Genomic DNA, 19,563 nt, shown 5'->3' on the forward strand with positions numbered 1-19,563 from the left:
AACGCTCTGGTTTGAGCTGAGCCTGCAACCTGATGTCAACAGAGCCTAACTTTTGTGGAAACAATAGGAATCAACCATGTCTGTCGGACTCTCACAGGAGCGCCTGGATGCCAAAGCCAAGGTAACCGGCCGCTGTCGTTTTACTGGTGATCTGGCTCTTCCCGGTACACGCATTGCCAAATATCTTCACAGCACCATAGCTCACGGCAGGGTGGTTGATATTGATACCACTGAAGCCCTTGCCATAACCGGTGTTGAAGCCGTTTTCACCTTTGCAGATATTCCCAGGATACCCTTTGCCACCGCCGGTCATGCTTTTAACCTCGACCCGGCAGCAAGGGATAAGGAAGACCGTCTCCTGCTGACAGACTATGTCCGTTACCACGGTGATGAAATTGCCATTGTCGTCGCGGTCGATGGTTTGACGGCCAGCAAGGCACTGAAAAAAATCAAGGTCATTTATGAAGAGTATCCAGCCATTCTAAATCATGATCATGCGCTGGATGAGAAGGCCACAGAGTTACACAAAGGCAGTGGAAACCGCGTCGGCGAGCATAATTATCAATGTGGTGATGTTCAGGCTGCTATTGCTGCAGCCGATCACTCTCTGACGGGGCAGTTCCAGACCCAGATGGTTCAGCACTGTCACATGGAAAACCACATTGCCTGGGCCTATATGGACGACACTGACCATATTGTGGTCATATCATCCACACAGATTCCCCACATCTGCCGCCGAATTGTCAGTCAGGCTCTGGATATTCCCATGAGCACTGTTCAGGTGATCAAGCCAGCTATTGGCGGTGGCTTTGGTAATAAGCAGGATGTCGTGCTTGAGCCGATGGTTGCTTTCCTGACCAGAAAACTGGGTGGCATTCCGGTGATGCTGGAACTGACCCGTGAGGAGTGCCTGAGCAGTACACGGATTCGTCACCCATTCCGGGTGAATGTGGAATGTGCAGTGAATAATGATGGCACACTCAAAGCCCTGGCCATGGATGTTTCTTCCAATACCGGGGGCTATGCCTCTCATGGTCACTCCATTGCCAAGGCGGCCGGTTCCAAAGTCGTTCCTCTTTATCCCAATGCAGCACTCTCTTATCAGGCAATCACTCACTACTCCAACCTGCCCTCTGCGGGTGCCATGCGTGGCTATGGCTCACCCCAGCTGGTTTATGCCATTGAGTCCATGATGGAAGAGGCCGCCAGAAAGGTTGGTATGGACAGTATTGATTTTCGCTTGAAGAATGCTGCACAGACTGGAGATATCAACCCTCTGACTGGCAAGGTCATTGAAAGTGCCGGGATTCGTGAATGTCTGGAAAAAGGCCGTGAGACATTTGGCTGGGATCAGAAAAAACAGGAACATCAGGCATTCAAGAGCGGCAATATCCGGCGCGGACTGGGTGTTGCGTGTTTCTCGTACGGCAGTGGAACCTACCCTGCATCCGTAGAAATTGCCGGCGCTCGGATGATTCTGAATCAGGATGGTCGGGTCACCGTTCAAATTGGCGCGACTGAAATTGGCCAGGGCTCAGATACCGTTATTGCCCAGATGGCTGCAGAAAAGCTGGGTATCCCTGTCTCTGCCATTCGCCTGGTGTCCACTCAGGATACCGACACGACGCCCTTTGACCCTGGCTCCTTTGCCTCAAGACAGACCTATATTGTCTGCCAGGCCGTAGCAGAGACCGGTGATCTTCTCAGGCAACGCATCCTTGAGCATGCCAGCATCATGCTTGAACTGCCTGTTGATCAGCTGACCATCTCTGGAGATGCGGTACTCAATCGTGATGAAACTGTCCGCCTCTCCTTAAACGAGCTGGCTCTTGATGCTTACTATCACAAAACCCGCGGGCAGCAGTTAACCGCTGAAGTTTCCCGAAAGGTGACCACGAACGCCTATTCCTATGGCTGCACCCTGGTGGAAGTGGAAGTGGATATTGCCCTCTGTCAGGTATCAATCCTTGGCATTCGCAACGTTCATGACTCTGGCAAAATCATCAACCCTGACCTGGCCGCTGGACAGGTTTATGGTGGTGTCGGCATGGGTATTTCCGGAGCCCTCAGTGAAGAGCTGCTGGCAGACCCGGAAACCGGCTGGATCTACAACAACAACCTGCTGGATTACAAAATCGCTACCATGATGGATGCTCCAGACATCAGCTGTGACTTTGTTGAAACCCATGAGCCGACAGCCGCCTTTGGTAACAAGTCCCTGGGTGAGCCTCCTCTGCTTTCCGTTGCGCCGGCCATTCGCAATGCCATTCTGGATGCGACAGGTGTTGCCATGAACCAGCTGCCCATGTCTCCCAAGGCATTATTCCCTGCATTCCGTGACGCAGGATTGCTCGATTCTGACAGACCGCAGGAGACTGCTCATGTTTCCCATTGATCACTATCATCGAGCCAATAGTATCGAACACGCCTGTAACCTGTTGGCGGAAAATCCCGGCAGCAAGCTGATTGCCGGGGGAACCGATGTACTTATCAGACTACGGGAAGGTAAATCCGGTTTTGGCTCTCTCGTGGATATCCATGATCTGGACGAACTGACCTGGATCACCCACTCCCCGGATGGTGAACTTCAGATCGGCTCCGGGGTCACGTTTACCCGGCTGATTAACTTCCTCAAGAATGATGGGCTGCTGCCCGCCCTGGTGGAAGGCTCCTCCTCTATTGGAGGTCCCCAGGTGCGTAATATGGCGACCCTGGGTGGTAATATCTGCAATGGCGCACCCAGTGGTGACAGCGCTGCGCCTCTGCTGGTGTTTGATGCCAGAGTCACCCTGCAAAGCCACAGGGGAACAAGGGAAGTGCCCGTTGAAGAGTTCTACGCAGGCCCGGGTAAAGTTCATATTGAGGATGATGAGATGGTGACCCGCTTCACCATCAACCCTGAAAGTCATCAAGATACCGGCAGTCATTTTTATAAATACGCCATGCGTAAGGCGATGGATATTGCCACTATCGGCTGTGCTGCTGCCTGTAAACTGGAAGATAACCACATCGAAAGCCTGCGCCTGGCCTACACGGTCGCAGCCCCAGTACCCAAGCGCTGCCGAGTGCTTGAAGAACAAGTTATTGGACAGCCGGTTTCCAGAAAACTGATTGCAGATATTGCCTCCATGGTGCTTGAAGAGCTCTCGCCCAGAAACTCCTGGCGGGCCAGCAAGGATTTCCGCGAACACATTATCCGTACACTTGCTGACAGAGTGATCAGCGAAGCCATGATTCGGGCTGGAGGCCAGCTATGAAACAGATTATTCAATGCCAGCTGAATGGAAAACCGGTGGAACTGGTCATCGATGTTCGTCAGTCATTGCTTGAAGCATTGAGAGATCACGGTCTGACCGGATGCAAGGAAGGCTGTGGTGTTGGCGAATGTGGCGCCTGTACGGTACTGATTGATGAAGTGCCTGTTGATAGCTGTATTACCCTGGCGGTCAGGGCTGAAGGCAGGGAGATACGTACCATTGAAGGAGAAAGCGTCAATGGTGAGCTATCTCCGGTGCAACAGGCCTATGTGGATGCCGGTGCCGTGCAGTGCGGCTTCTGTACGCCCGGACTGGTGATGAAAACCACTTCTTATGTAGAGGGGCTTGCTCAATCTGCCGGGGGCTGCTGTCAGAGTGGCAGTAACGGTATCAACCGTGATGATATTCGCAGGGAGCACGCAGGCAACCTGTGTCGTTGCACAGGGTACCAGACTGTTGTGGATGCGGTAGAAAAAAGCATCCAGTACTATAGTGGACAGAAATAAAAGGCTCTGTTGAGAGGACACTGATGGCTAACAACCCGGATCCGGTCACCCTGATGATTGCCAATACCATAAGGCCCGGCAAGCTGGAGGAGTACCGAATCTGGGTAAAAGGCATCAGTGATGCCGCCAGAAAGTTTGATGGCTATGAAGGAACCCAGTTCATCAAGCCTCCAACCGAAGATGACCATACCGTTCATGCCATGATTCGTTTCCGGGATCATGTCTCACTGTCGGTCTGGGAAGAGTCCGAAATTCGTCAGCAATGGCTCGATAAGCTACCTGAGCTGGTCGAATCGAGACAGGCAGAGAAGATTGAAGGCATCGAATTCTGGTTTGAACCACCGGACACGCCCCTGCAGAAGCCACCCAAATACCGTATGGCCCTGGTAACGCTGCTGGCAATTTATCCACAGATTCTGTTTATCCCCCCGCTAATTTCCATGCTGTTACCGGATAATGTACCCCGCTTCCTGGCCATTCTGGTCAGTTGTATGTGCACCGTATTGCTAATGACGTGGGCTGTCATGCCCGCCATGACCAAAGTTTTTTCGTTCTGGTTATTCCGCAAATAGCCGATAAAACAGTTTCAAAAGGACCTTTTTATCTCTGATTCAGGATTAAAAAATCATGGACAAGGACAGTCCCGAAAAAAGCGCTCCACGACATAGTAGCCAGCAAGGCTCTGCAGTAAAAAAACGCAGTATCATCTCACAGCAGGACGTAAAGCGGACTCTACTGTCCAGTGCAGGCTTCACCCGCCCAGAAGTAAAGCCTCTGGCGGAAAGACTGATAAGCCAGAAACCAGCTAATCTGAGAGAAGCACTAAAGCCATTGAAGCAAGGTGTAAATTACGCCTCTGACCTTATTCACCAACTGAAGGACGCTCACCCTTCTGCCCAACGTGAAAAGCGACAGCACGCGAACCGTATCAAAGATACCATTCATCTTCTGGAAGGTTTGCAGAAAGCGCTTGAGAAAGAAACAAAAGGCCTATTTGCAGGGCATAACCAGGCAGAAACAGGACTGAAAGATGAAACTTCAGAAAACCATGCGCTCTATCTTGAATCATCAAAACTGAGGAATACACTCAGTTCATATATTAAAACACTGGAGAAAATGAAATCCGCACCCACCCGGTAAACAAGCATATCGTAAATAAACATCCTACCTTGAGGTTTTAGGTTGAAATTCACGTATTGCGCTGCTCAGGTCTTTCAGCTCCATAGCTCGTTCAACAATCAGGCGGATAAACCCAATACCAAATGAGTCAATTGTGCCAAGTTCATCATTTGTTGGAGAACTCGGCATAAAAAATTCATCACAGAATTGTTTGAAGAATTTTTTCAAATCTCCGGGCAAGTTAGAGGAATCAATATGATCAAGAAAGTTGTGATAGGCATTAATACTGGAACCATGCTTTACATGCTTGGCGTAATCCAAAAATGAAAAAAAAGATGCAGCTTCCTGGCCTTCTTTGTAACAAACCAAATTGAGCTTATCTCTTTCTAAGCACACCTCATTTTTATCTAAATTTTTAGATTGATTCGTTGTTACAGAATGCCACAAGTAATCACCAAAAGGCGCTGCAGGCCTATCTTTTTCATGTGAAGATAATTCTGTATCTGTTGAATCTCTACTAACCACTTGCACACCACGGAAAGGACCATTAGTTCCCTTTTGATACCAGTATGATGAAGATGCGCTGGCACTATTGAAATGTGGTTTCTCAGGATCTTTAAGCCTATCGAAAAAACTCCAGTCTATACCGGTTTTACTCTTCTTTTTTTTCTTTTTTCGACTGGTTTTTGTCTTGACATGATTTTCTGGAAGCTCATCCGGTAATTCAAAATTATCAAGTTCACTGACAGGCGTGATCCCTTTTGATGAGGTGTTTAAAGCTTTAGATAAACCGGTTTGATCAGATAGTTTTTCAGAGGACCCTGTCGATATAGAGGTATCTTCAGTGTTATACCATCCGAGCATAGCATCAGTTATTGGAAATCGATACCCAGGACTTTCTATCACTCTATGGATAGGATCCATCAAACATCGATCATCCGTTTCTTTTGATAACACTTCTGTTGCCTGTGGAAAATGAATCGGTTCCGACTGACTCAAGATATTCGTTGGCCTCCTCCGCATGTCATTCTCACAGGGAACACTTTTCATACCAACCTGCGGCTGAATAAAAAAATTACTGTCTTTTTCTGGCCAGGCAAAAAAGGGACGCGGTTGGTGAAGTCTATTCACAGAATAGCCATTCATTTGGGGGAAATTGAGCCGGCTACAGACGTCATGATTAGTTGGAGGATAAGCGTGCATAGGCATGCACATTGGAGCACAAGGGTTCCAGAACCTAGTGCGAGGCACAACAAAAAGTTCTGGGTGGGGATTTGGTTGGACAGCTCTATGATTAAACCTTATTGGCCCCCTGGCACTAAAATTAGGATATCTAACTACAGGATGCATCGAATGTTGAGGTGCAACACCAGCACGGGCAGTACCATGATAAGTGCTTTGATTCGATTCAAAGCCGAATGGTGAATGTAAGGCTGATCTCTGATTTAGTTCAAAACCGGGTGGTGGGCGTAATGGTCTATCCAATCTGGCCTCCAAAGCGCTTTGGACTAACTTTTTAATCTATAAAGCATCCTCATCAGAGACATCCTGATCAAAATTAAGTTCAGATATGGCCAGAGATATTTACCATCCGGCCATTTATAAAGAAGCAAACTGCCTGAAGATATAAACCAACTGTGGTTTATAAAACCGCGGGGCTTCGGTCAAACAAAAAGCGGTCAAAAGAGTCTTCTGTTTTGTCAGATACACGCAGCAGGGTGGTTTTCACATTCTCCAGATGCTGCCACATGGCATTTCGAGCGGCCTCAGGATTTTTACAGGACAGGGCATGTATGATTTTGTCGTGATCATCAACCCACTCTTCCAGGTAATCCACATTATCAATCCATTCATGCAGACGTTTCCACATGGGACTTTTTCTGCGGATCTCCCAAAGCTGATGGGTTAATGCCACCAGCACACTGTTCTGAGTCGCTTCGGCTATTGCCAGATGAAACAGCTCATCCCCTTTGCCGGTGTTCACCCCCTGGCTCAACTCCTGCTTTTCCAGCTCAAGCGCCGAACGCATATTCTGGAGGTTGGTTTTATTCAGCTGAGTGGCGGCAAAAGAGGCAATATGACTTTCAATTAACTGCCGGGCCTGGAGTAACTCAAATGGGCCGACATCGTTAAAAGCCGCAGTTTCATTTTCGGACGCTGTGGCCGCATTCTGGGTATTTTCACTGGCAATAACGTGTATACCGGACCCTTTGCGAACTTCAATCAACCCTTCCAGCTCAAGCATGATCAATGCTTCACGGACAATCGTACGGCTGACATTCAGCATTTCCGCAATATCACGTTCAGCAGGCAAGCGGCTACCTACTTCGTAGACACCATCAACAATCTGTTGACGGATATCACGACCAATTTTCTGATATAACCGCTTGGGTTCTGCCAGGCCCAGCATTTACTTTCTCCAACTTGATTTGTAAACAGGGTAACCACCAGGAGCAGTAAGACCGATTTTCTCTAACTTACTGCTCTAATGTAGCTAGCCCAGAGTAACCTCTTTGGCTAACCGGGTAATTTCACCCCAGTTACCACGCTCCACCGCTGACTTCGGTACCAGCCAGGAACCACCAACACACTCAACATTGCCCAGAGCCAGGTAGTCCCGGTAATTATCAGGACCAATGCCACCAGTTGGACAAAAACTGACCTGAGGAAATGGGCCGGCCAGGGATTTTAACATAGACTGACCACCAACAACCTCAGCAGGGAATAACTTCAGGACATTAAAGCCAAAGCCCATGGCCTGCATAGCATCCGATGCAGAGGATACGCCCGGCAGCAGCAAAATGTTTTGATCACGGGCAGTTTCCAGCAGTTCAGTAGTTGCACCCGGTGTAATCACAAAATCAGCACCCGCCTGGTGAACTGCCTGTAACTGCTCGATATTGATTACCGTGCCAGCGCCGACCAGACAGTCCGGCATGTTGCTTTTGATCAGCTCAATAGCAGCAATGGCACAATCAGAGCGGAGGGTAATCTCAAATACAGAAATACCACCGTCGTACAGCGCCTGCGCCATTGGCAGCGCCTGTTCAATGCTTTCAATGACCATCACCGGCATGACCGGGTAAGCCCGCTTTAATACATCCTGTGCTGTCAGCATGATGTTTCTATTTCCAATAACTGTGAAGTCACTGCTTCGGGAATGATCGCCCCTTTATACTGAATTACCGTCCCTGCCAGCTTATGCGCAAACGCAGCGGCCACTTCAGGAGAGTCATCCAGCATTCGACGGGCCAGATAACCACCATTAAAGGAGTCACCGGCGGAAGTGGTGTCAACAACCTCACTGACAGGTGTCGTTGGTACATAAACCGTGTTCTGATTATGTACAATCGTACATCCCTCACTGCCCTGCTTGATGACCACTTCACCAACGGATGACAGTCGGGACAGTGTTTGAGAGACGGACTGGTCATCAAACAGAGACTGTTCATCATCAAAGGTCACCAGCGCAATATCCGTCAGCGCCAGAAACTCCAAGGTAACCGCCTGTGCTTCTGCCTTTGATTTCCAGAGCCGTGGACGGTAGTTGCTGTCATAAGCCACTCTGGCACCCCGTGCACGAGCGCGAATCAGAACCTGCTTGAGCAGCGAGCGACTATGATCATCCAGAATCGCCAGGCTGATGCCGGAAAGATAATAAAGGTCAAAGGACTCGGCCAGCTCTGCAACATGACGCTCTTTCAGGCCATGACTGAACAGTGCCCTGGCGGCAGAGTCATTACGCCAGTAGCTGAAACTGCGTTCACCATACTGGTCCAGCTCGATGGAGTACAGACCGGGTAACTTGTCCGCCAGCCGAACAACCCATTGACTATTGATGTTTTCACTCTGGAAGAAATCAATCATTCGATCACTGAAGTGGTCATTACCCACCGCAGTGATATAGCTGGTATCAATGGACTTGCCGGCAGTACGGATGGCATAGATTGCAGTATTCAGGGTATCCCCGGCAAAGGCCTGTTTATACAGGCCCCGGTCCGCAGGAGACAACTCAACCATGCATTCGCCTATGCAGGCCAGGCGAGGGAGGCTCCGGGTTGTCATTACAGGCTCCGCTCAATACCCATCATCAGACCACGCAGTTCTGCCAGACCACGCATACGGCCAATGCAGGAATAACCGGGGTTGGTCTGCTTGGCAAGGTCATCCAGCATCTGGTGACCGTGGTCCGGACGCATGGGAATCAGACAGTCGACCCGCCCTTCTTCCTGACGACGACGCTGTTCCATAATCAGTGCACGCGTCACGTCGTACAGGTTAGCCATGCCTTCCAGGTGATTGGCTTCATAGAAGCTGCCATCGTCTTCGCGCTCAACACTGCGCAGGTGCACGAAGTGAATGCGACTGCCCAGTCTTTCCACCATACCCGGCAGGTCATTGTCTTCCCTTGGACTGAGCGAACCAGTACAGAAGGTAATGCCGTTATAAATGCTGTCCACCGCCTGAGTAATACGAATGAAATCATCTTCGGTACTGGCAATACGTGGCAGACCCAGAATAGCCCAGGGTGGATCATCCGGATGAATGCACAGGCGCACACCGGCCTGTTCAGCCGCAGGAACCACTTCACGCAGGAAAGAGAACAGATTCTGGCGCAGCCCTTCCGCATCAATATGGGCATAGCTGTCCAGTGCCTGCTGGAACTGCTCCAGCGTATAACCTTCTTCAGCACCCGGCAGGCCTGCAATCAGGTTTTTGGTCAAACGGGTGATGTCATCTTCCGTCATCGTCGCGAAGCGTTCTTTAGCCTTGGCCTGATCGTCTTCACTGTAATCAACCTCTGCACCGGGGCGCTTGAGAACATACAGTTCAAAAGCTGCAAACTCATACCGGTCAAAACGAAGCGCACGACTACCGTCTTTCACTTCGAAAGAAAGATCAGTCCGTGTCCAGTCCAGAACCGGCATAAAGTTGTAGCAGACAACATCAATACCGCAGGCACCCAGGTTCAGCAACGTAGTGCAATAGTTTTTAAGGTGACGCTCATAGTCTCCGGTGCGCTTCTTGATGTCTTCTGATACCGGTACACTTTCTACCACTGACCAGCGCAGACCGGTTGAGCGGCCTTTTTCTTCGTCCCACTCGATTTCACGCTTACGCTTTTCGATCTCTTCAACGGTCCACACTTCACCGTTAGCAATGTGGTGCAGAGCGGAAACAATACCGGTTGCACCGGTCTGCATGATGTCACGAATGGTTACCGGGTCTTTGGGTCCGTACCAGCGCCAAGTCTGTTCCATGATGTAATCCTCTCAACGTGCCTCTATCCTGTTTCACTGTTCGCGGACAGAGGCAAAATATGTCGTTTAAATAGTTTCAGCCAGCAGAGCTACCGCCTGTTTGGCACCCTGCTCACGAATGGTGTTGTAGGCGTGGGTTACCGCTTCTACAAAACGCTCATTCGCCGCCAGGGAAGAATCGAACACTGCATCCAGTGACAGGAAAGCCTTCACCAGCTGCACAGGCTTGCCCTGATGCTCAATGGCAACGGCCTTCAGCTGTTCAGCCATCGGATCACGGACGTCAATCGCATTGCCCTGCTCATCCGTGCCGGAGACGTAGTGCATCCAGCCACCAATACCCAGTGCAATGGCAGTAAATGCCTTCTCTTCCGCCAGGAGTGTTCTTGCCGCGTTCAACCAACGCTGTGGTACCTTCTGGGATCCATCCATGGCAATCTGCCAGGTTCTGTGTTTCAGGCCCGGGTTGGTAAAGCGCTCAATCAGTTTCTCGGCGTAGCTGGCAAAGTCAGTCGGTTCTGGCATTTCCAGGGTGACTGCCGCTTCGTTGTTCATGTAGTGACGGGTCACTTTCACGAACTGTTCATCCTGCATGCAGGCATCAATGGTTTCATAACCGGCAAGGTAGCCAAGGTAAGCCAGAATGGAGTGGCTGCCATTGAGCATGCGTAGCTTCATTTCTTCGTAAGGCTGTACATCGGATACGAACATCGCGCCGTCTACCTTGTCCCACTCAGGACGCCCCATGGTGAAGTGATCTTCAATCACCCATTGGCGGTAGGCTTCGGTAACAATGGCACCTTTGTCTTCAACGCCCAGGTCAGACTGGACATCAGCAAAACTTTCTTCCGTCATGGCCGGTACGATGCGGTCAACCATGGTGCATGGGAAGGCCACTTCTTCACGAATCCAGGCTGCCAGTCTGCGTCCATCGCTTCTGCCATCTGAATGACCGCTGCTCGCGCACGTTTGCCGTTGTCCGGCACGTTGCCACAACTTAATACCGTGAATGGCAGCATGCCCTTTGCCTTGCGCTGCCCCAGTGCGGCAACAATCAACCCCAGCGCCGTCTTTGGATTTCGGGTGTTTTCCAGGTCATGAGCAATCAGAGCGTTATCGACCATCAGTTCGCCGGTGGCCGGGTTCAGGCAGTAGCCCTTTTCGGTAATGGTCAGAGAGACAATGCGTGTGGTCTCTGCAGACATAATGTCCAGCAGTGGTCTGCGGTCGTCTTCTACGGCCAGTGACTGAGCAATGGCAGCAGCCAGTTTTACCGTACGGGAACCGTCCGGGTTCATCTCAGTAACGGTATAAGCGTTGTCCTGCGCCTGCAGTTCCTGAACCAGCTCCTGTCCACCAAAAATATTGGCAGCACAGATTCCCCAGTGGAATTCACCGGTAGTGGCAATGGTTTCATGGGTGTACAGCGCCTGATGAGCACGATGGAAAGCCCCAAGACCAATATGCACAATACCCGCGGTCAGCTCGGTACCGTCATAGCCTCTGGCAACCATTTTTCCACTATGGCTCTTTAATAGAGAATGCTTACTAATCATTTGTTTTCCGCTCACAATCTGTAGGCTTTCTTGGCCAGTCCACTGGTCAGTTCATGGGCCAGGTCAAAGGCTTCTTCTTCGGTAATGCGGTGCTCACAAACCAGAGATGCCAGGAAGTTACAGTCCACACGACGGGCAACATCGTGACGGGCCGGAATACTCAGAAATGCACGGGTATCGTCGTTAAAGCCAACAGTGTTATAGAAACCGGCGGTTTCGGTCACCATTCGACGGTAACGCATCATCCCTTCAGGGCTGTCATGGAACCACCAGGCAGGACCAAGCTTCAGTGCAGGATAATGACCAGCCAGCGGTGCCAGTTCACGGGCATACACATCCTCATCAAGGGTGAAAAGAATGATGGTCAGATTCGGGTCATTGCCCACTTCATTCAGCAGCGGACGAAGGTTGTGGACAAATTCGGTTTTCAGCGGAATGTCGGCACCTTTATCAGCACCAAAACCCTTGAAGAGTGACTGGTTATGGTTTCGGAACACGCCACAGTGAACCTGCATCACCAGGCCGTCCTCCTGAGACATACGGGCCATTTCCACCAACATATGTCCACGGAACTGATCGGCTTCCTGTCCAGTAATGGTACCTGCCAGAGCCTTGCTCAGCAGGTTCTGACACACCTCATCCGTCAACACTGTGGTGTAAGGCGTCGGGAAGCTGTGATCAGTTGCGGTTGCACCTGTGCTTTTGAAGAAGGTTCGACGCTTGCGCAGTGCATTGAGATAGTTTGCCCAGTTGTGGATATCTTCACCGGTCTGCTCAGCCAGAAGCTTCATATGTGCAGTAAAGTCTGGATGATCAGGATCTGTTACCGAGTCAGGACGGAACGTAGTGATAACCCGTCCTTTCCAGCCACTGTCGTTAATGCGGATATGGCTGTCCAGCGTGTCGACTGCGGTCTCCGTAGTCGCCAGAACGTCAATATTGAACCGTTCATAGAGACTGCGCGGCAGGAAAGCATCCATTTTCAGCTGGGCACCAATATGTTCATAAATAGACTGGGCAGTTTTACTGTTCAGTGGCTGATCAACACACAGCACTTCTGTCATGGCATGATCCATCCACATACGGCTTGGGGTACCACGGAACAGGTGATAATTATCCGCAAAAACCTGCCACGCTTTACGCGGATCCTGCTCTACCTCAACCATTGAGTCTCTGGCAGGAATGCCCAGACTCTCCAGCGCGATGCCCTGGCTGTAGAGCATACGAAAGGCATAGTGATCAGGCTGAAGCAGCAGAGCTGCTGGATTACCAAATGGCTTATTGTCGGCAAACCAGGACGGGTCAGTATGACCGTGCGGGCTAACAATAGGCAGTTGTCTTATTTCCTGATACAGGGCACGAGCTACGCTGCGAATGCTGCTATCAGCATCAAAAAGGCGGTCGGGGTGTAACGAATAAGCTTGGGACGACATAATGGCTGCTGACTGATCGATGGGTTAATGACGAACATATCTCTGCAAACCTGTTATACCAAAATCAGGAAAATTGGATCAACCTATTTTCATAGAATGATGATAAGATTTTGATTTAGCGCAGTTTTGCAAACGCCATAAAAAAGGGCCACCAAATGGCGGCCCTTTTTTTCAATGCTCGAACAGCCTCCTAGAGAGCGAATCAAGCGCCCGCTTTGCGGATTTCTTCAACAATGGCAGACAGCTCTGCGTTGTTTTTCTTCAGTTCTACGTACATCGGCTCAACAGATTTTACGAAAGGTGTTTTGTCGATAGACATAAAGGTAACCCCCATCTTTTCTTCTGCGTATTTGCGGTTCTTGTCTTCTGCCTCAGCCCACAGGTCTTTCATCTCCATGGAAGATTCAAGAGCCGCCTGCTTCAGTGCTTTCTGTTCGTCAGCGCTCAGTTTGTCCCAGGAAATCTTGCTGATGACCAGTACGTCGGGAATCATGGCGTGTTCGCTGAAGCTGAACTGCTTGGCCACTTCACCGTGACGGCTGGTTACAAAGGAGGTGATGTTGTTTTCTGCAGAATCCACAACACCCTGGTCCAGTGCGGTATACAGTTCACCGTATGCCAGTGGGGTTGGGGATGCACCCATATGCTGAACCATGCTGACCGCTGTCGGGCTTGGTTGAACACGTACTTTCATACCTTTAAGGTCAGCGGGAGACTGAATCGGCTTCGCTGCGTAAAAGTTACGGGAACCGGCATCGTAATACGTCAGACCAATAAAGCCCTTATCTTCAGAAGAGACCAGAATCTTTTCACCGATTTCACCCATGGTCACCTGATAGAAGTGATCTCTATCCCGGAACAGGTAAGGCATATTGAACGCAGAGTAGGTGGACTCAAAGGACTCCAGCTCACTGGCATTGGACTTCACCATGTCCAAAGCGCCAATCTGCAGCAGCTCTGTAGATTCACGCTGCGTACCCAGGGTGGCATCAGGATAGATGCGAACCTTCAGGGAACCTCCACTGAGTTCTTTGGCGCGCTTGGCCATGAACTGCATAGCTTCATGCACCGGGTGATTCCGGTCATGGTTATGACTCAACTTCAGGGTAGCGGCAGATACAGAAGCACTGCAGGCCAGTACGGCGGTAGCAACGATACTACTAACCAGCTTATTGATTGCCATTTGAGATAACCTTTTTGCTGTTTTTGAAAAATGGATGCAAAGCAGTTGTTATACCAATATGCGGTAGGCTATCTCAGCAGGCCCATCCAATAAAAGACAGAAGTTGCAAAACCCAGTGATATTTTCCAATAGGTTGACCAATATCAAATAAACAGGGATGAGTTACCAAGTGGGAAGTTTGCAAGGCTGCCCGGGAAATAGCAGCCCTATTACAGCGTCAGAATACTAGCCTGCAAATGCGGTCATCTTCGGCAAATAGCGCAAATATTTATCTAAAATAGCCGAGTATTACCCTGAAATTCTACCATCCTTTCTACATATGCAATTCTCGTGCAGTCTCCTGGCACATAGTAAATAGCAATACCGAAATTAAAGAGACTTACCGCAATTCCCATCTTTTTGGCCGCGACCAAAGAGGTGCAGCCACGTTCTCCTATCACAGCGCTACACTCAATATTGGTCGGACAAGCTGACTTTTCACGGGATTCTTATCCGTAATGATTGTTGATTATCCGAGCATAAGGAATTGAATATTTCTGACTACCTGAGCAAGAGCTATACAAGGCACAACGTAGTAAACATAGCCTTAGCTATGTAACCGAAGCTATATTGCTGCGAAGCATCTGAATATGGAGTCTGAAGCACATTATTTCATATAGCTAGCTACTCCTTACCCCCTAATTATTTTTTATGGCAGGCCGAAGCTATCTGTTGATTATTTTTTAAAACAAAGGTAAACAGCCATGCAAACGGTTCCCGGTGAGTTGACTAGGCTAGATAATAATTTACTTTCCCTGAAAAAAGATTTTGAAAAATGCCCAGAAGACGGAGTAGGAACCAGAATAATAAAATTCATGAACAGAAATGTTTTTAAAGTCAAAGAATACAAAGAGTTATGTACTAGCTGTCGGCAAATAAGCAGCTATGTTGTAAAGGAAACAGGTAATAGTTATGCAAAGAGTATTTTAAACCGGACCGTAGTTTCCGTTGAAAACTACGAGGATATTCTAGCCCGCGTAAGAACCCAATTATCGTCTTCGGGCGATCCTTTTTTTACTGATACATGGGGTGATGATGCAGCAGAGGAAGCCCCAGTGACAGAAGCTATAGACACTCCAAAACCGCCATCTATGACAAGAAAAAAAAATACTACTAGAACAACAACAGGTACGTGATAAGCTCTCGCAACTTCACGAACAAGTAGATGAACTAAGAAGCAGAAATGATCGCTTTTTCTCAGCAGAAAGTGACAGAAAACTTAAAGAAGCTGATAGTGAAAGACTGGATTCCTTATCAGGGGAACTGCTCAGAATTGGAAACTGGTTAGAGTACAGGCACGATAAAGAAGATATGCAAGAAATGCTATCTGACATAACGGGAAGAATTAATGAATTCAAACCAACAATGAAAAGAAAACCCTGGCAAGTATTAGAAACCATGGATCATACGAGCAGTGTTAACTCAGTATTGAAAGCTTTTGAATTTCTTCCTGATTCACAATTAAAGCACGAAGTCATAGTTCCTGTTTTTATGCCCAACCCTTTGGGTTATCTTATGAAAAACCCAAATATTACTGCTGACAAAGAAACACAAAAGCAACTGGTTCATGAAAATCCGCTACTACAACTTGCATTTAAACCAGATAGTATGGAGGCTATACCCTATCCAAGAGTTCTGGAAAATTTGATCGCTAACGCCACTAACTTTACGCCAGAAGAGCAACAGGACATCTGTCTTGCTATTGAGGCAATCAAAAACAGGTAGTGTGTGAAATAGTTGGTTATCATGATACGCATATGATTTTTTGTGCGAAAGAGAGCACCCACTGCTCGAGATATCAACAAGCCTGGGTAAGTTAACAGTGAGCAGTGATATTACTAACCAGCTTATTGTTTGTTACTTGAGATAACCTTTTTGCTGTTTTCAATAAATGGGTCGAGAAGCCTGTTGGGCATGAGACTGTGCAGTCTCTACCTTATGCAATCGTGCTCCTGCAATGGATTAGTCTAGAAATTCACCATTTCGTTATATGGCCCCGCAATACCCATCATAAGCGGAGTTTTTATCCTCAATTTCTCTCCCCCCCCACTCGGGCGCATAAATCAGGCAGAACCCAATTAAGTTGTTACACCAATGCCAGATACGGCTATCTCAGTCAGACCATCCAATAAAAAACAGAGGTTGTAAATCTCTGTGATATTTTCCAGTAGGTTGACCAATATCAAATAAACCGGGATGACATGCCACACAGGGAGCTCCACGCACAAAAATACAGCAATACACTGAAATAAAAGAGGCTTTCTGCAATACCCATCTCTTTGACCTGCATCAACAAGACGACAGTAACTCTCTCCTATCATAGCGCCACACTCAATATTGGTCAGACCAGTTTGCCTTATCCCGGGCAAGTGGACAGGAAACAGGTAGAAAGCTGTCATGCAAGCTCTCATTAATGTTGTAAACAGGTCATTAGCAGGCCTGGTGATTCTGTTATCGTGCTCGTTGGTTGCCTGCGTGGTATGGCAGGTTTTAAGTCGATACCTGCTGGGTGATCCAAGCACCATCACCGATGAACTTGCCCGATATCTTTTCATGTGGACCGGCCTGATCGGTGCTGCCTACACTTCCGGCCAGAAAAAACACCTCGCTATTGACCTGCTGACCATGAACCTGACCGGTACACGTAAACGCATCTCCGAGCTGTTTATTGAAGCCACTACCATTCTGTTCGCTTCGGTCATCATGATTTACGGCGGCGGCAAACTGTTCCTGAAAGTACTCGCCATGGGGCAGGTCTCCCCAGCACTTGGCATGCCTATGGGCCTTGTCTATCTGGCGATCCCGGTATCTGGGGCACTGATTCTTTTTTACAGCGTTCTCAGCATCATGAATCTCCTCCGTGGCACGGCTGATGCCTGATGGATGAACAACTCTGAATCGTATTAAGCAGCTTTTCAGCGTCTCATCACGCTGGCCCTGATCACTGAACAATGCGGGTATCAAGAGTCCCGGCATTATCATAAAAACTGGAGAAACATCGTGGATTGGCTTTCAATACTTGCCCTGTTTGGCACCTTCGCCGTCCTGCTGGCATTAGGGGTGCCTATCTCTTTTGCTATTGCCCTGTCCAGCCTTGCATCCATACTGCTGGCACTGCCTTTTGAACCAGCCATTGCCGTTATTGCCCAGAAGATGGCAACCGGTCTTGATAACTTTGCCCTGCTGGCCATTCCTTTCTTTATCCTGGCGGGCAACATTATGAATAATGGCGGTATCGCATCCCGTCTTATCAACTTTGCCCAGATTCTTACTGGTCGCCTGCCAGGGTCTCTGGCCCACTGTAACGTAATGGCCAATATGCTGTTTGGTGCCATCTCCGGTTCTGCGGTGGCTTCTGCGGCGGCCATTGGTGGTGTAATGTCGCCTATTCAGAAGAGCAAGGGCTACGATCCGGCTTATTCTTCAGCAGTGAATATTGCCTCCTGCCCAACGGGTCTGCTGATTCCCCCCAGTAACACCCTGATCGTTTACTCTCTGGTCAGTGGCGGTACTTCCATTGCAGCCCTGTTCCTGGCTGGTTACCTGCCGGGTATTCTGATGGGACTCGGCATCATGACCGTTGCCGGCATTATTGCCAAACGTCGCGGTTACCCGGTAGAAGCCCGTCCTACTTTCCGGCAGTTTCTGAAAGTCACCTGGGAAGCAGTACCAAGCCTGTTCCTGGTATTCCTGATTATGGGCGGCATTATTGGCGGTATCTTCACAGCAACAGAAGCTTCAGGTATTGCCGTCGTCTATACGCTGGTGCTGGCCATTTTCTTTTATAAAGAAGTGTCGTTGAAAGACCTGCCAAAAATCATCCTGGACTCCGCCATCACCACAGCCATCGTACTTCTGCTGATCGGTGCATCCATGGGGATGTCCTGGGCCATGACCAATGCTGACATTCCTTATATGGTGTCTGATGCATTGCTGGCACTGTCAGATAACCCAACCGTTATCATGCTAACCATCACCCTGATTCTGCTGCTGGTTGGTACTTTTATGGACATGACACCAGCCATGCTGATCTTTACCCCAATCCTGCTGCCAGTAGCACTGGACCTGGGCATTGATCCAATTCACTTCGGTATTATGATGACCTTCAACCTCTGCATCGGTATCTGTACACCACCGGTAGGCAGTGCTCTGTTTGTGGGCTGTTCGGTCAGTGGCGTCCAGATTTCTGATGCCATTAAAAACATCCTGCCTTTCTACGCAGTGCTCTTTATCACCCTGCTGCTGGTTACTTTTATTCCAGATATCAGCCTGATACTGCCACGCATGTTTGGTTTCTGAAGATAACAACTGTTCATTAACAGTCACCTTAACTTGATAAGAGTGAAGCCCAAGCGCTTCACTCTTATACAAATTCCGCCTTCTAAATATGATATCGAGCAAGCCATTTTGGACGGCTGGGCAAGGCGGAATGACGAGTAATAGCGGGGCTATTGCGAGGAGTTCCAATGAAGAACCAGCTGTGCAAAATGGCTGCGCAGTTCATGTTTAGAAAGTGGAATTGGTATTACTCCCTCCGTAGAAATACCTTGTATCAAACCGCTCAGAATTCACTTCATAATATACGACATATTTATTTTAAATAACGATTCAGCCTGACATTGTCCTGCAAACCAACAAGCTGATCATTCAAAGAGAAACAGTGATGTTTATTGCCCAACTTGTTGGTGGATTCGCATTCCTGATCGGCATCATGGCCTTCTGGCAAAAAGATGACGTGAAGTTCCGCTATCAAATGACTGGCTACTGCTTTGTGATGGCACTGCACTTTTTTCTGATGGGTGCGACAGTGGCTGCAATAGGTGCGATTATTAATGGCCTGCGCAGTTATGCATCAGTTAAGAGTCAATCAAAAGTCCTGATGACCATTTTCATCGCCCTGCTTATCGGCCTTACCTTTCCCAATGTTGAGCAGTGGTATGAGATCCCTACCATTGTTGGTTCAGCCATTGCCACCTGGGCCCTGTTTTCCACAAGAGGCATTCCACTAAGATCGCTGATACTGTTGAACTCCTGCTGCTGGCTCGTTCATAACCTGTTAACCGGATCCATTGGCGGCAGCCTGATTGAAGCGACGTTTGTGGTTACTAACAGCATTACCATCTATCAATTATTCAAGGCTCAAACATCAACAGGTTTGCATGGAGTTGAACCTGGAAAGTAATCATTCATGGTTATTTCCAGGTGAACA

19 protein-coding genes are annotated in these 19,563 nt (G+C 48.9%); 10 read left to right on the plus strand and 9 right to left on the minus strand.

Annotation, left to right across the window (positions count from 1 at the left end):
* Positions 1 to 76 precede the first annotated feature (76 nt).
* From xdhA to AK963_RS02900, 5 genes are read left to right on the plus strand one after another with little or no spacing between them, the layout of a single operon-like run.
* Positions 77 to 2,395 carry a xanthine dehydrogenase subunit XdhA gene (gene xdhA / locus AK963_RS02880; protein WP_066013974.1) on the plus strand — a complete coding sequence of 773 codons (2,319 nt, stop codon included), beginning with the start codon at positions 77 to 79 and terminating at the stop codon, positions 2,393 to 2,395.
* Positions 2,382 to 3,257: a xanthine dehydrogenase subunit XdhB gene (xdhB, locus tag AK963_RS02885; protein WP_066013975.1), complete on the plus strand. Its 876-nt coding sequence runs from the start codon at positions 2,382 to 2,384 to the stop codon at positions 3,255 to 3,257. The genes xdhA and xdhB overlap by 14 nt, the downstream gene beginning before the upstream one ends.
* The gene (locus tag AK963_RS02890; protein WP_066013976.1) at positions 3,254 to 3,763 is read left to right on the plus strand and encodes a (2Fe-2S)-binding protein; all 510 of its coding nucleotides are present in this window, start codon (positions 3,254 to 3,256) and stop codon (positions 3,761 to 3,763) included. The genes xdhB and AK963_RS02890 overlap by 4 nt, the downstream gene beginning before the upstream one ends.
* A 23-nt stretch (positions 3,764 to 3,786) precedes the next feature.
* Positions 3,787 to 4,335, plus strand: a complete 549-nt coding sequence (locus AK963_RS02895; protein WP_066013977.1) for a putative antibiotic biosynthesis monooxygenase — start codon at positions 3,787 to 3,789, stop codon at positions 4,333 to 4,335.
* A 55-nt stretch (positions 4,336 to 4,390) separates the two neighbouring features.
* Positions 4,391 to 4,903, plus strand: a complete 513-nt coding sequence (locus AK963_RS02900; protein ID WP_066013978.1) for a hypothetical protein — start codon at positions 4,391 to 4,393, stop codon at positions 4,901 to 4,903.
* 24 nt (positions 4,904 to 4,927) lie between these two features.
* Here the strand turns inward: AK963_RS02900 and AK963_RS02905 are convergent, their stop codons facing one another.
* From AK963_RS02905 to AK963_RS02940, 9 genes are all read right to left on the minus strand, one after another.
* Positions 4,928 to 6,367: a hypothetical protein gene (locus AK963_RS02905; RefSeq protein WP_139117217.1), complete on the minus strand. Its 1,440-nt coding sequence runs from the start codon at positions 6,365 to 6,367 to the stop codon at positions 4,928 to 4,930.
* A gap of 157 nt (positions 6,368 to 6,524) precedes the next feature.
* Positions 6,525 to 7,292 carry a GntR family transcriptional regulator gene (locus AK963_RS02910; RefSeq protein WP_066013980.1) on the minus strand — a complete coding sequence of 256 codons (768 nt, stop codon included), beginning with the start codon at positions 7,290 to 7,292 and terminating at the stop codon, positions 6,525 to 6,527.
* An 84-nt stretch (positions 7,293 to 7,376) separates the two neighbouring features.
* Positions 7,377 to 8,000, minus strand: a complete 624-nt coding sequence (locus AK963_RS02915) for a bifunctional 4-hydroxy-2-oxoglutarate aldolase/2-dehydro-3-deoxy-phosphogluconate aldolase (RefSeq protein WP_066013981.1) — start codon at positions 7,998 to 8,000, stop codon at positions 7,377 to 7,379.
* Positions 7,994 to 8,947, minus strand: coding sequence for a sugar kinase (locus AK963_RS02920; RefSeq protein WP_083232416.1), 954 nt, complete (start codon positions 8,945 to 8,947; stop codon positions 7,994 to 7,996). The genes AK963_RS02915 and AK963_RS02920 overlap by 7 nt, the downstream gene beginning before the upstream one ends.
* Positions 8,947 to 10,143, minus strand: a complete 1,197-nt coding sequence (gene uxuA, locus AK963_RS02925) for a mannonate dehydratase (protein WP_066013983.1) — start codon at positions 10,141 to 10,143, stop codon at positions 8,947 to 8,949. The genes AK963_RS02920 and uxuA overlap by 1 nt, the downstream gene beginning before the upstream one ends.
* 66 nt (positions 10,144 to 10,209) lie before the next feature.
* Positions 10,210 to 11,040: a mannitol dehydrogenase family protein gene (locus AK963_RS35050; protein ID WP_238593625.1), complete on the minus strand. Its 831-nt coding sequence runs from the start codon at positions 11,038 to 11,040 to the stop codon at positions 10,210 to 10,212.
* Entirely contained in the window at positions 10,995 to 11,699 is a 705-nt protein-coding gene (locus AK963_RS35055; protein ID WP_238593626.1) for a mannitol dehydrogenase family protein, read from the minus strand. Before AK963_RS35055 ends, AK963_RS35050 begins: the two co-directional genes overlap by 46 nt.
* A gap of 11 nt (positions 11,700 to 11,710) precedes the next feature.
* A complete protein-coding gene (gene uxaC / locus AK963_RS02935) occupies positions 11,711 to 13,132 on the minus strand; it encodes a glucuronate isomerase (RefSeq protein WP_066013984.1) in 1,422 nt (473 codons plus the stop codon).
* 202 nt (positions 13,133 to 13,334) lie between these two features.
* Positions 13,335 to 14,315: a TRAP transporter substrate-binding protein gene (locus AK963_RS02940; RefSeq protein WP_066013985.1), complete on the minus strand. Its 981-nt coding sequence runs from the start codon at positions 14,313 to 14,315 to the stop codon at positions 13,335 to 13,337.
* Positions 14,316 to 15,058: 743 nt separating this feature from the next.
* Between AK963_RS02940 and AK963_RS02945 the strand changes: the two genes are divergently transcribed.
* The 5 genes from AK963_RS02945 (at position 15,059) to AK963_RS02970 (ending at position 19,536) form a co-directional block, all read left to right on the plus strand.
* Positions 15,059 to 15,490: a hypothetical protein gene (locus tag AK963_RS02945; protein WP_066013986.1), complete on the plus strand. Its 432-nt coding sequence runs from the start codon at positions 15,059 to 15,061 to the stop codon at positions 15,488 to 15,490.
* A 175-nt stretch (positions 15,491 to 15,665) separates the two neighbouring features.
* Positions 15,666 to 16,079 carry a hypothetical protein gene (locus AK963_RS02950; protein WP_066013987.1) on the plus strand — a complete coding sequence of 138 codons (414 nt, stop codon included), beginning with the start codon at positions 15,666 to 15,668 and terminating at the stop codon, positions 16,077 to 16,079.
* Between the two features lie 672 nt (positions 16,080 to 16,751).
* Positions 16,752 to 17,234, plus strand: coding sequence for a TRAP transporter small permease (locus AK963_RS02960; protein ID WP_020583227.1), 483 nt, complete (start codon positions 16,752 to 16,754; stop codon positions 17,232 to 17,234).
* A gap of 120 nt (positions 17,235 to 17,354) precedes the next feature.
* Complete coding sequence (locus AK963_RS02965) at positions 17,355 to 18,653, plus strand: TRAP transporter large permease (protein ID WP_066013989.1); 1,299 nt, start codon at positions 17,355 to 17,357, stop codon at positions 18,651 to 18,653.
* Positions 18,654 to 19,017: 364 nt separating this feature from the next.
* Positions 19,018 to 19,536 carry a YgjV family protein gene (locus tag AK963_RS02970; protein ID WP_066013990.1) on the plus strand — a complete coding sequence of 173 codons (519 nt, stop codon included), beginning with the start codon at positions 19,018 to 19,020 and terminating at the stop codon, positions 19,534 to 19,536.
* Positions 19,537 to 19,563: the final 27 nt, after the last annotated feature.

It is taken from the genome of Endozoicomonas atrinae, from assembly GCF_001647025.1.
In the GTDB taxonomy this organism is placed as follows: Bacteria; Pseudomonadota; Gammaproteobacteria; order Pseudomonadales; family Endozoicomonadaceae; genus Endozoicomonas; species Endozoicomonas atrinae.